We start from the raw sequence: 11946 nt of genomic DNA on the forward strand, positions 1-11946 counted from the left end.
CGGGCAATACCCAGCACCTGGTGACGTCGAGGTGCGGGAGTGTTCATGGAGTTGCTGGGTGTCCGCGTGCCCGGTCCGGGGTCGGTGGTGAAGGGGCTGGCGGGTGCCGTGCGGGCTCCGCTGAGCCGGCCGCGCCGCCGGGTCTGGTCCTGCCCCGGCCGGCTGCACATCGAGGCGCACGGGGTGCACGGCCCGGGCGGTGAGGCCGTCGCGCGGCGCATCGAGCAGGCGGTGCAGAGGCACCCGGGCGTCGCGTGGGCGCGCGTGAACGCGCCGTCGTCGCGGGTGATCATCGGCGTCGACGACCCCGCGCCGGACAGCGCCGAGCTGATCAGCGTCATCGAGCAGGCCGAAGGCGAGCCAGCCGGCATCGCCGAGGAACTGGCCGAGGACGAGCTGCACCACCCGGCCGACGGCCTGCGCGGTACGCGCCTGCTGCCGACGCTCGCGGCGGACACGCTCGGGCTGGGGTTGTCGCTGTTCACCCGGATCGCGCCGTGGGCGCCGTTGCCGACCGAGATCGCCGCCCTGCACAACGTCATCGACCTGCACCCGCGCCTGCGCGAACTCGCCGGTGAGCGGGCGGGCAGCCGGGAGAAGGCCGACTCCGCCACGTCCTCGTTCGGCGCGCTGGCCCAGGGGCTCGCGTCCGGCGGCGAGGGCACGGTGGTCGACATCCTGCAGCGCGCCGAGCAGTGGCGCGAAGCCCGCGCGCACGAGCGGTTGTGGTGTCAGGCCGAGAGCCGCCTGATTCACGGCCCGGACGACGCGGCGGCGGGCCCGGTCGTCGTCGAGCGGCCGAGGGAGATCCCGGACGGTCCGGTCGAGAAGTACGAGCGGCGCATCCTCAACCTCGGCGCGGCCGCGGCGGCCGTGTCGCTGCCGTTCGCGCGCCCGCGCCGCGCGCTGGGCATCGGGCTGGCCGCCTTGCCGAAGGCCGCCGAGGCCGGGCGCACCGCGTTCGGTTCGCGGCTGGGCCGTGTGCTGGCCACCGAGGGTGTGCTGGTCATGGATCGCGCGGTGCTGCGCCGTCTGGACGCGGTCGACGTACTGGTCCTCGACGAGCAGGCATTCGACACCGGACGCATGGTGCTCAACGACCTCGTCGCGCTCGGCGGCGACGCCGACGAGCTGGTCGAACGAGCCTGGCAGCTGTTCGACGCGCACACGCCGTCCAAGGTGCACGAAGATGACGGCTGGCGGCTCGGCCCGCTCGGCGAACTGGGTGTCGACGCGGGCGCGGACGAGCGTGCACAGCTGGAGAAGCGCGGCGCGGCCGCCGTCCTCGGGCTGGTGCACGAGCAGCGGCTCACAGCGGTCATCGGTCTCGGCAGGCAGGTGCCGCCGGGCGTGGCCGCGGTGATCGCCGCCGCGCGCCGCTCGAACATCGAGGTGGTCAGCGCGAACGGTGGGCACGCCGCGTTCGAGGCCGACCGGCTGATGCCCGGCGGTGACCGTCTCGTGTCGACCGTGCGGGAGCTGCAGGGCGAGGACCGCGTCGTGATGCTGGTGTCCGACAACCGGCAGGCGCTCGGCGCGTCCGACTGCGGCATCGGCACCCAACGGCCCGGCGAAACCCCGCCGTGGGGCGCGCACCTGCTGATCGGCGAGGAGATCGGCGTGACCGCGCTGGTCGTCGACGCCATCGCCGCGTCCCGCGAAGTCAACCGCGACAGCATCTGGCTCGCCCAGGGCGCGACCGGTGTCGGTGCCGTCAGCGCACTGCAGCCCGGTCGCCGCAGCCCGGCGAACCGCAGCATACGCGCGGTCAACCTGGGCGCGGCCGTCGCGCTCGCCAACGCGCACCGCCGCGCGAAGAAGCTCGCGGAGCGGGACCTGAGCCTGGCGGGCGATGCCGCGCCGTGGCACCTCATGCCGGTCGACGTGGTGCTCGACCGCCTCGGCACCGACCCCGACGGACTCGCCGACGACGACGCGCAGCGCCGCGCCAAGGCCCGCGGAACCGGCAGCGGTGGCCGGACGAGCCTGATGCAGGCGTTCATCGACGAACTGTCCAACCCGCTCACCCCGGTCCTGATCGGGGGTGCCGCGCTGTCGGCGTCGGTCGGGTCACCGGTGGACGCCGCGCTGGTCGCCGGGGTCACCGGCGTGTCCGCGCTGGTCGGCAGCGTCCAGCAGGTCCACACCGAGAAGCAGCTGGCCGAGCTGCTGAGCCGGTCGGCGATCACCACCACCGTGGTCCGGGGTGGCCGGGACAGCGTGGTCAGCGCGGACGACCTGGTGCCCGGCGACGTCATCAAGCTGACCTCCGGCGACGTCGTGCCCGCCGACTGCCGTCTGCTCGAAGCCGACGGGGTCGAGGCGGACGAGTCCTCGCTGACCGGCGAATCGCTGCCGGTGGGCAAGGATCCGCGTCCGGCGATCGCGGCGGACGTCGCCGGTCGGTCGTCGATGCTCTTCGAGGGCACCACGATCGCGGCCGGGGAAGCGGTCGCGATTGTCGTGGCGACCGGTGCCGACACCGAGGCCGGCCGCAGCATGGCGATGGCCAGGGAGAACGCGCCGGTCACCGGTGTCGAGACGCGCCTGACGGAGCTGACGTCGAAGGCGATGCCGCTCGCCGTCGGGTCGGCGGCCGCGGTCGCCGGCGCCGGGCTGCTGCGCCGGGTGCCGTTGCGGGAGAGCCTGTCCGCCGCGGTCAACCTCGCCGTCGCTTCGGTGCCGGAAGGGCTGCCGTTCCTGGTCAGCGCCGCGCAGCTGGCCGCCGCCCGTCGCCTGGCCGGGCACAACGCGCTGGTCCGCAATCCACGCAGCATCGAGGCGCTGGGCCGGGTCGACGTGCTGTGCTTCGACAAGACCGGGACGCTCACCGAGGGCAAGCTGTCGGTCCACGAGGTCGACGACGGGCGCAGGCGCACGAAGATCGAGGATCTGGACGGGGACACCGAGGCCGTGCTGCGCACCGCGTTGCGGGCGACACCGCAGGCGGACGACCCGTCGGACCTGCCGCACGCCACGGACCGGGCGATCGTCGAAGGGGCGCAAGGGATTTCCGTCGATGTCGGCGACTGCGAACTGGTCGACGCGATCCCGTTCGAGCCCTCCCGCGGCTACCACGCGTCACTCATGCGCAACGGCGGCGGGATGGTGCTCAGCGTCAAGGGCGCGCCGGAGTCGGTGCTGCCCCGGTGCGACCTGGACGAGGGCCGCCGCAAGAAAATGGCCGGGCGCATGAAGAAGCTGACCAGGTCGGGGCAGCGCGTGCTCGCGGTCGCCGAGTCCACACCGGACAGCTCGGAGATCGACGAGGATGCGGTGCAGGGTCTGCGGTTCAAGGGTTTCGTGGCGATCGCCGACCCGGTGCGGGGGAGCGCGGCGGGCGCCGCGGCGGACCTGCGGGCGGCGGGTGTGCAGATCGTGATGATCACCGGTGACCACCCGGACACCGGTGAGGCGATCGCTGGCGAGGTCAGCGAGGACGGCGCCGACCTGCACGTGGTGACCGGCGCCGAGCTGGACGCGATGGACGACGAGCAGCTGGCGTCGGCGCTGGAGACCGTCGACGTGGTGGCCCGGTGCAGCCCGGCGCAGAAGGTGCGGATCATCAAGGCGTACCAGAAGCACGGCCACACGGTCGCGATGACGGGCGACGGCGCGAACGACGCCCCCGCGATCCGGCTCGCGGACGTCGGTATTGCGCTCGGCGGGCACGGCGCCCCGGCGGCGCGCGCGGCGGCCGATCTCGTGGTCACCGACGACCGCCTGGAGACGATCATCGCCGCGCTCGTCGAGGGCCGCGCGATGTGGGCGTCGGTGCGGCAGGCGCTGGCGATCCTGCTCGGCGGGAACCTCGGCGAGATCGGGTTCAGCGTCCTGGGTGCGACGCTGACGGGCCGGTCCCCGTTGGGGGCGCGGCAGTTCCTGCTGGTCAACCTGCTGACCGATCTGGCGCCGGCGCTGGCGATCGCGTTGCGGCGGCCCGAGGACGGCTCGGATCTGCTCAGTGAGGGCCCGGAAAGCTCGCTGGGCAAGCGCCTGCAGAAGGACATCGGCGTGCGGGCGGGGGTCACCACACTGGGCGCGACCACCGCGTGGACGCTGGCGCGCGCGACGGGCCGCGGCCGCCGGGCGAGCACGGTCGCGCTCGCCGGGCTGGTCGGCACGCAGCTGGGCCAGACCCTCGCCACCGGCGGGATGAACCGCTCCGTGCTGGCGACCTCGCTCGGCTCGGTGGCCCTGCTCGCGGCGGTGATCCAGACGCCGGGCGTCAGCCAGTTCTTCGGCTGCACCCCGCTCGGCCCGATCGGCTGGAGCATGGCACTGGGCAGCGCCGGCGCCGCGACGGTCGCCGGAGCGGTGGTGGGCCGGGCGATCGAGGGGTGAGTCCAGGCGCGGACCGCGCGGCGGCCAGGAGGCGGCCGACCCGCGGAGGCTCCGCGTCCGCAGCTCGTGACCGTGGAGATCCCGCCGCGCGGACAACCCCGGACTCGCCGGAAGTGGATCTTCCGTTACGGCCGGAGTCAGGTGTAGAGGCTGGTTCCCGGCGCGAGGCGCTGCACCGCGTCCTCCATGTGCGCCTCCAGCAGTGCCGTCGTCTGCTCCTCGTCGCCGGAGGCGAGCGCTTCGGCGATGCGCTTGTGCTCGGTCACGCGCTCCTCGTTGGTCGCGTAGGTCCGGTGCAGCGCGGACAGGCACATGCGGGTCTCGATCAGCAGCGTCCGCGCCATGCGGCCGAGCCGTTTGCTGCCGGAGGCCGCGACCAGCTCCTCGTGGAACCGGACGTCCGCCTCCGCCACCGCGTCCCCGTCGGACGCGGTCGCCATGTCCTCGACCGCGGACATCAGCCGGAGCGCCACCGCTTCGCCGTCGCCGTGGCGCAGCACCCGGATCACCGCGGCCCGCTCGATGGCGAAGCGCGCCGAGTAGATGTCGTGCACGTCGTCCGGTTCGAGGTCGATCACGAACAGCCCGCGGTGCCGCTCGCTGCGCAGCAGGCCCTCCGACACCAGCCGCTGCATCGCCTCGCGCAGCGGTCCGCGGGACACCTGGAACCGGCCCGCCAGTTCGGTCTCACCGAGCTGCGTGCCCGGCGCGAACGTGCCGTTCATGATGGCTTCGCGGAGCTGCCGCGCGATGATCGCCGCGGTCGACTCCCGGCTCACCGGTTCGATGTCGGTCAGGGCCATGGTTCACCTGCCTTCTGCGAACAGCCTGCCCAGCCGTTCGCACGGGGGCACCTGGCCGGTCAGCCGGAGCCCTTCCCAGATCGTGACCTGGTTCGCGGTGAGCACGGGCTTGCCCAGCCGCTCCTCGATCGCGCCCAGCACGCCCAGTGTGCGCATCGCCGTGTCGGGGACCAGGACGGCGTCGGCCGCCGGGTGATCATGCGCCACCGCCAGCTCGACGACCGCCTCGGGCGCCAGCCTGCCGACCTCGGCGGCCGTGTCGATGTCCTCGCTCGACATGGCGACCACCTCGACACCCCCGCGGTCGAGGAACTCCACGAACAGCTTCGCCACGTCGTCCGGGTAGCTCGCGGCCACCGAAACCCGCTTGAGGCCGAGCGCCCGCGCGGCCCGGACGAACGCGAACGACGTGCTCGATGCCGGCTTGTCCGCGGCCGCCGACAGCTTCGCCACCTGCTCGTGCGCGCCGTCCCAGCGGTAGACGAAGCTGCCGCTCGTGCAGGCCCACACCACCGCGTCCGGCTCGTGCTTCGCGAGCAGTCGCGCGCCCTCGGCCAGCCGTTCCTCGCTGCCCAGGTCGAGCAGTTCGGGCACGGCGTGCAGGTCGGTGCCGTAGATGTGCTCGACCGGAAGCCGCTGCCCCAGCAGCTCCTCGGCGAAGGGGTAGTCGTCCTCCGCGGCGTGGTCGGGGTAGATGAAGCCGACGGTCGTCATGCACCAACCTCCAGGAAATTGTAGACAATCCTACATTATCGGTCTCAGGACACTTCGCGCAGCCATGTGCCGGGGCCGACGATCGGCAGCTCCATACGTCTCAGGCAGGCCCACATCGTGAGCTGGTTCGCGGTCAGCACGGGCTTGCCCAGTGCCGCCTCCAGCGGATCGATGACGTCGTACGTGGGGAGGTTCGTGCAGCTCACGAAAATCGCCTCGGCGTCGGGGTGGTTCGCGCCCAGGATCCGCTCGGCGATGGTGCGGTAGCTGACCTTCCAGATCCCGCCGCCGAGCCCGAGGTGGTCACTGGACACGGTCTCCACGTTCAGCTCCGACAGGAACTCGTGCAGGCTCGTCGTCAGATCCGCGTCGTAGGGGGTGATGACCGAAACCCGGCTGACGTCGAGCAGGTGCAGCACCTCGGCCAGCGCGCCCGACGTGGTGACCGCGTCGGGTGCGCCGGCGTCGCAGATCGCCTTGCGCAGCGACCGTTCGTAGTCGACGCCGTTGACGAAACTCCCCGACGTGCACAGGTACGCGACCACCTCCGGCTCGACGTGCAGCACGTCGCGCGTGGCCGCGGCCAGGTGCTGGTGGTTGCTGACCAGCTGGGCCATCTCCATGCTGACCGGCACCGGTTCGTACGGCGTGCGCGCGAGGTGCAGGGACACCTCGCCGGGGATCCAGCGCCAGAGCTCGCGCTCCAGGGCCAGGTCGAAGGGTGCGATGACTCCGATGCCTCGCTGCGCCAGGGGCCCGTCGAAGACAGGGAAGTCGAAATCCAAGGCTCAGCCTCCGAAGGAAGTGCTCTCAAGGAAGCCTCCGGGGTGGCTCCTCGGATTGTTGACAATCATACGACCGGCTCATACCGTGTCAACGGTGATCGGCATGGAGAAACCGGTGCTGGCGGTACTGTGCGGTGACGACCAGGCCCGGGAGCTCGCCGAATCGCCCGCTGTGCAGGGCATCGAATCGTCGGCCGTCGTGCGTTACACCGGGGAAGCCGGGCTTGCCGACGCGCTGCGGGACGCCGATGTCCTTTTTGTCTACGACTTCCTTTCCCGTGCGGTGCCGGACGCCTGGCACGCGGCGAACAAGCTGCGCTGGCTGCACATCGCGAGCGCCGGGGTGGACCCCGTGATGTTCCCGGGGATGCGCGACAGCGACGTCGTGCTCACCAACTCTCGGGGCGTGTTCGACGACTCGATCGCGGAGTACGTGCTGGGGGTGATTCTCACCTTCGCCAAGGACCTGCACGGCTCGCTCGACCTGCAGCGCGAGAGCCGCTGGCAGCACCGGGAGAGTGAGCGGATCGCCGGGCGCGAAGTGCTCGTCGTGGGCACCGGGCCGATCGGGCGGGCGATCGCGCGGATGCTGACGGCCGTCGGGATGACCGTGTCCGGTGCCGGGCGCCGTGCCCGCGAGAACGACCCCGACTTCGGCACGGTCCACGCTTCGGCCGTGCTCACCGACCACCTGCCCGCCTACGACTACGTCGTCGCGGTCGCGCCGCTGACCGGGCAGACCAAGGGGATGTTCGACAGCGCCGCGTTCGCCGCGATGAAACGCACCGCCCGGTTCGTCAACGTCGGCCGCGGCGAACTGGTCGTCACCGCCGACCTGGTCGGGGCCCTGCGGGCCGGTGAACTGGCCGGTGCCGCGCTCGACGTGTTCGACACCGAGCCGCTGCCCCCGGAAAGTCCCTTGTGGACCATGAAGAACGTGCTGGTCTCGCCGCACATGTCGGGTGACTTCACCGGATGGCGGGACACGCTGGTCGAGGTGTTCGCGGACAACTGGTCGCGCTGGCAGACTGGCGCCCCACTTCGGAATGTCGTGGACAAAGAGCTGGGGTACGTGCCGTCGGATCGGTGAGGAGTCACCATGAGCACCCTGTTGACGGCGAGTGAGCTGGTCGCCGCGTTCTCCACCGGCGAGATCAGCCCGGTGGAGGCGACCGAGGCCGCGCTCCGCTCGATCGAGGAGCGCGACGGGGAGTGCAACGCGTACTGCCTGGTCGACCCGGACGTGGCCCGCGACGGCGCCAAGGCGTCGGAGACCCGGTGGCGTGAGGGCAACCCGATCGGCTCGCTGGACGGGGTGCCGACCTCGATCAAGGACATGTTCCTCACCCAGGGCTGGCCGACCTTGCGCGGCTCGACGTGCATCGACCGCGACCAGCCGTGGGACACCGACAGCCCGGTCACCGCGCGGCTGCGGGAGAACGGGCTGGTCCTGCTCGGCAAGACCACCACGCCGGAGCTGGCGTGGAAGGGCGTCACGGACAACCCGCTGACCGGCGTCACCCGCAACCCGTGGAACCCGGCGATGACCCCGGGCGGATCCAGCGGCGGCAGCGCGGCGGCGGTCGCGGCCGGGATGGGTGAGCTGTCGGTCGGCACCGACGGTGGCGGTTCAGTGCGGATTCCCGCGTCGTTCTGCGGCATCGTCGGGCTGAAGCCGACGCACGGCCGCATCCCGCTGTTCCCGGCCAGCCCGTTCGGGCCGCTGTCCCACGCGGGGCCGATGGCGCGGTCGGTGTCCGACGTCGCGTTGATGCTGGACGTGCTCGCGCTGCCCGACCACCGCGATCCGGCCGCGCTGGAGCCGCCACTCGGCTCCTACCGGGAGGCCGTGCGGCGCGACGTTCGCGGCCTGTACGCGGCGTTCTCACCGACGCTCGGCTGGGCGCGGGTGGACCCCGAGGTCCGCCGCATCGTCACCGAGGCCGTCCGGGCGCTGGACGAGGCCGGGTTGCGGGTCGAGGAGGCCGACCCCGGGTTCGCCGACCCGCGCGAGTCGTTCGACGTGCTGTGGTCGGCCGGTGCGGCGCAGTGGCTGAACACGTTCCCGCCCGGCTCCGAGGCGAAGATCGACCCGGGGCTGCGGCAGGTGTGGGAGCAGGGCCGCACGTACTCGGCCTCGGACTACCTGGCGGCGACAGCCGAGCGTGCCGCGCTGGGCATCCTGATGGGCGAGTTCCACACCCGGTTCGACGTGCTGATCACCCCGACCGTGGCGATCCCGCCGTTCGAGGCCGGGTTCGACGTGCCGCCGGGCAGCGGGATGACCGGCTGGCCGGACTGGACGCCGTTCACGTACCCGTTCAACATGACGCAGCAACCGGCGATCAGCGTGCCGGCCGGGGTCACCGGGGACGGGTTGCCGGTCGGGTTGCAGATCGTCGGGCCGCGTCATTCGGACGACCTCGTGCTGGCTGTCGCGCGGCTGGTCGAGGAGATCCGTCCGTGGCCGACCGATCGGCCCGCGGGGCGCTGAGGACGGGGCCGGCGTCGCTCGTACCGTTTCGTGCGGCGATGAACGGTCGGTTCACCGCCGCGCGAGTGGGAACCTCGTGGTGGCCGGTCAGGCGTGCCGGGGTGAGTTGTCCGCTGGTGGCCGCTGATTTTCGCCGTCCACATCGGACCTCCCGGGTGCGGTGTGGAGTTTTCGGGTCGTGCGTGCCGCGATTTCCTGTGCTGTGCTTGAGGCATGCGTAAAACGACTTTGGGCAAGAGTGGCCTCGATGTTTCCCGGATCGCCTTCGGTACCTGGCAGCTGAGCGGCGAGTGGGGATCCTTCGACGAGGACGCTGCCGTCACCGCCGTCCAGCACGCCCGCGAACTGGGCGTCAACTTCTTCGACACCGCGCAGGCCTACGGTTTCGGCAAGTCCGAGGCGTTGCTCGGCCGCGCGCTGCGGGAGGAGCTCAAACGCGATCGCGACAGCCTGGTGATCGCCACGAAGGGTGGTATCAACCCGGGCAGGTCACGACCACGCGACGCCGGCCGGGCATGGTTGCGCAAGGGCGTCGAGGAGAGCCTGCGTTTCCTGGACCTCGACCACATCGACCTGTACCAGGTGCACTGGCCGGATCCGGACACGCCACCCGAGGAGACGGCGTCCGCACTGCAGGAGCTGGTCGACGAGGGCAAGATCCGCCACGCCGGCGTCTCCAACTACGACGCCGCACAGCTCGCCGCCTTCGACCGGACGCGCCCGGTGGAGACCCTGCAGCCGCCGTACCACCTCTTCCGCCGCGGGATCGAGCAGGACCCGTTGCCGTACTGCCGCGAACACGACATCGGTGTGCTCGTCTACAGCCCGCTCGGCAGCGGGCTTCTCACCGGCGCGCTCACTCCGCGAACCACCTTCGACGCCGACGACTGGCGAGCGAAGTCCAGCGCCTTCCAGGGCGCGAACCTGCAACGGAACCTGGAGGTGGTGGAGCAGTTGAAGAACCTGGCCGCCGAGAAGGGGGCCACCGTCAGCCAGCTCGCCATCGCGTGGACACTGCACCAGCCCGGGGTGCACGTGGCCATCGTCGGCGCCCGCCGCGCGGCCAACATCGAAGACAGCCTCGGAGCCGCGAACCTGGACCTCACCGCCGACGACCTGACCCGCATCGCCGACCTCACCTCCCACGGGGTCCAGATCGAGGGCGCCAGCCCGGAGGGCATCGCATGACCGCGACGAGGCTCGCCCGGCCCCCGCCCCGGCCGTGGTGGCGAGCGTGACGGGTATCGCGTCACGGCGTGCGGAGGCGCCGCCACGGCATCGATCGCCCTGTCCGGTTCCGGGCGCGGTCCGCCGTCCCGGGCGCCGAACCTCAACCCACACCCACAGCAGTCCCGGGGGTCAGCGCGCGGCGAACTCCAGCTCTTCGAGCGCGGTGTCCAGGTGGGTCAGCAGCCGCTGCAGGTGCGGGACCGATCGGCGGCAGCCAGTGATGCCGAAGTCGAGGTTGTCGCCACTGTTGGTCAGCGTGATGTTGAGCGCCTGACCGTCCAGCAGCACCGACGCCGGGTAGATGCCGTCGAGCTTCGCGCCGTTCCAGTACATCTGCTCGCGCGGTCCGGGAACGTTGGAGATCACCAGGTTGAACGGCGGGCGGGTGTTGTTGACGAACCCGGGCACCGGCGAGACGCCCAGCTGCGCCACGTTGATGCCGGACAGCAGCAGCGCCTGCAGCGGCGTCAGCTCCTTGAAGATCCGCTTCGCATCCCGCATGGACTGGTGGATCGTCATCAGGCGCTTCGCCGGGTCGCTCTGGTCGGTGCCCAGGTTGCACAGCACGGCGCCGATCTGGTTTCCCGCCGCCTCACCGGTGTCGGTCGGCTTGCGCATGGACACCGGCACCATCGCGACCAGCGGCGCGTCCGGCAGGGCACGCTGTTCGATGAGGTAGTCGCGCAGCGCGCCGGAGCACATCGCGAGCACCACGTCGTTGCGGGAGGTTCCGGTGGCGGTCGCGATCGCGCGTACCCGCTTGAGCGGCCAGGACTGGGCGGCGAAGCGGCGGGCACCGCCGATCGGCACGTTGAAGATCGTCTTCGGGGCCTGCATCGGGAGCAGGAGCGTGTGCTCCCGGAACGCCTCACGGGCGACCCTCGCCGCGGCAGGCGCGATCGTCGCGATCTGCTTCAGCGAGTCGCTGCCCGTCCGCACGAGTGACCGAGCGTTACGGGGCGGCTTGCCGCGCTGCATCTGCCGCGACCCCCAGGGCGGCGGGCAACTCCGGTCGTCCGGGTCGTCGGACAGCGTGCCCTGCAGGTGCCGCAGTGCCGAGACGCCGTCCATCAGGGCGTGGTGCACCTTGCTGTACATCGCGAACCGGCCGTCCTGCAGCCCTTCCACCAGGTGGATCTCCCACAGCGGCCGGTGCCGGTCGAGGAGGGTGCTGTGCCAGCGGGACGTCAGCTCCAGCAGTTCCCGGATCCGGCCGGGGTAGGGCAGGGCGGAGTGCCGGAAGTGGTAGTCGATGTCGAGGTCGTCGTCGCCGGCCCAGGCGGCGTAACCGAGAGTGTTCACCGGGCGGGCGACGCGCTGCCGGAACAGGGGGCGGATGTCGGTGTTCTTGACCAGGTCCTCGCGCAGGCTCCGGAGGTAGGTGTGATCGGCGCCGTCGGGAGTCCGGAAGAGCTGCAGGCCACCGACGTGCATCGGATGCTCGCGGCTTTCCACCAGCAGGAACATGGAGTCGGTGAAGGGCATCAACGGCATCGGTGACCACCTCTTCCAGTCCAGGACGATAGTGCCCCAGGGGAGTCGAGTCTACGCGTACTGCTACGGCGCGGAACACAAC

8 protein-coding genes are annotated in these 11946 nt (G+C 71.5%); 4 read left to right on the forward strand and 4 right to left on the reverse strand.

Going from position 1 to position 11946, the window contains the following annotated elements:
• The first annotated feature begins 45 nt into the window (after window positions 1-45).
• Window positions 46-4344 (forward strand): cation-translocating P-type ATPase, encoded by a 4299-nt coding sequence (locus HNR02_RS15140; protein ID WP_179773817.1) that lies wholly within the window; start codon window positions 46-48, stop codon window positions 4342-4344.
• A 137-nt stretch (window positions 4345-4481) separates the two neighbouring features.
• Here the strand turns inward: HNR02_RS15140 and HNR02_RS15145 are convergent, their stop codons facing one another.
• Genes HNR02_RS15145 through HNR02_RS15155 form a run of 3 tightly spaced genes read right to left on the reverse strand, consistent with a single transcriptional unit; the run spans window position 4482 to window position 6646 of the window.
• Window positions 4482-5147, reverse strand: coding sequence for a GntR family transcriptional regulator (locus HNR02_RS15145; protein ID WP_179773818.1), 666 nt, complete (start codon window positions 5145-5147; stop codon window positions 4482-4484).
• A 3-nt stretch (window positions 5148-5150) separates the two neighbouring features.
• Window positions 5151-5861 (reverse strand): maleate cis-trans isomerase family protein, encoded by a 711-nt coding sequence (locus HNR02_RS15150; RefSeq protein ID WP_179773819.1) that lies wholly within the window; start codon window positions 5859-5861, stop codon window positions 5151-5153.
• Window positions 5862-5905: 44 nt separating this feature from the next.
• Entirely contained in the window at window positions 5906-6646 is a 741-nt protein-coding gene (locus HNR02_RS15155) for a maleate cis-trans isomerase family protein (protein WP_179773820.1), read from the reverse strand.
• Window positions 6647-6749: 103 nt separating this feature from the next.
• Between HNR02_RS15155 and HNR02_RS15160 the strand changes: the two genes are divergently transcribed.
• From HNR02_RS15160 to HNR02_RS15170, 3 genes are all read left to right on the forward strand, one after another.
• Window positions 6750-7736: a D-2-hydroxyacid dehydrogenase gene (locus HNR02_RS15160; protein ID WP_179775929.1), complete on the forward strand. Its 987-nt coding sequence runs from the start codon at window positions 6750-6752 to the stop codon at window positions 7734-7736.
• 9 nt (window positions 7737-7745) lie between these two features.
• Window positions 7746-9140: an amidase gene (locus HNR02_RS15165; protein WP_179773821.1), complete on the forward strand. Its 1395-nt coding sequence runs from the start codon at window positions 7746-7748 to the stop codon at window positions 9138-9140.
• Between the two features lie 213 nt (window positions 9141-9353).
• Window positions 9354-10328: an aldo/keto reductase gene (locus HNR02_RS15170; protein ID WP_179773822.1), complete on the forward strand. Its 975-nt coding sequence runs from the start codon at window positions 9354-9356 to the stop codon at window positions 10326-10328.
• A 171-nt stretch (window positions 10329-10499) separates the two neighbouring features.
• Here HNR02_RS15170 and HNR02_RS15175 read toward each other — a convergent pair whose 3' ends face one another.
• Window positions 10500-11864, reverse strand: coding sequence for a WS/DGAT/MGAT family O-acyltransferase (locus HNR02_RS15175; protein WP_179773823.1), 1365 nt, complete (start codon window positions 11862-11864; stop codon window positions 10500-10502).
• Window positions 11865-11946: the final 82 nt, after the last annotated feature.

This window comes from Amycolatopsis endophytica (assembly GCF_013410405.1).
GTDB lineage: Bacteria > Actinomycetota > Actinomycetes > Mycobacteriales > Pseudonocardiaceae > Amycolatopsis_E > Amycolatopsis_E endophytica.

What these genes read in the sequence shown, in the direction of transcription:
- HNR02_RS15145 (WP_179773818.1), bottom strand. Translation starts at nt 5,147, where the DNA reads ATGGCCCTGACCGACATCGAACCGGTGAGCCGGGAGTCGACCGCGGCG.
- HNR02_RS15150 (WP_179773819.1), bottom strand. Translation starts at nt 5,861, where the DNA reads ATGACGACCGTCGGCTTCATCTACCCCGACCACGCCGCGGAGGACGAC.
- HNR02_RS15170 (WP_179773822.1), top strand. Translation starts at nt 9,354, where the DNA reads ATGCGTAAAACGACTTTGGGCAAGAGTGGCCTCGATGTTTCCCGGATC.
- HNR02_RS15175 (WP_179773823.1), bottom strand. Translation starts at nt 11,864, where the DNA reads ATGCCGTTGATGCCCTTCACCGACTCCATGTTCCTGCTGGTGGAAAGC.
- HNR02_RS15165 (WP_179773821.1), top strand. Translation starts at nt 7,746, where the DNA reads ATGAGCACCCTGTTGACGGCGAGTGAGCTGGTCGCCGCGTTCTCCACC.
- HNR02_RS15140 (WP_179773817.1), top strand. Translation starts at nt 46, where the DNA reads ATGGAGTTGCTGGGTGTCCGCGTGCCCGGTCCGGGGTCGGTGGTGAAG.
- HNR02_RS15160 (WP_179775929.1), top strand. Translation starts at nt 6,750, where the DNA reads ATGGAGAAACCGGTGCTGGCGGTACTGTGCGGTGACGACCAGGCCCGG.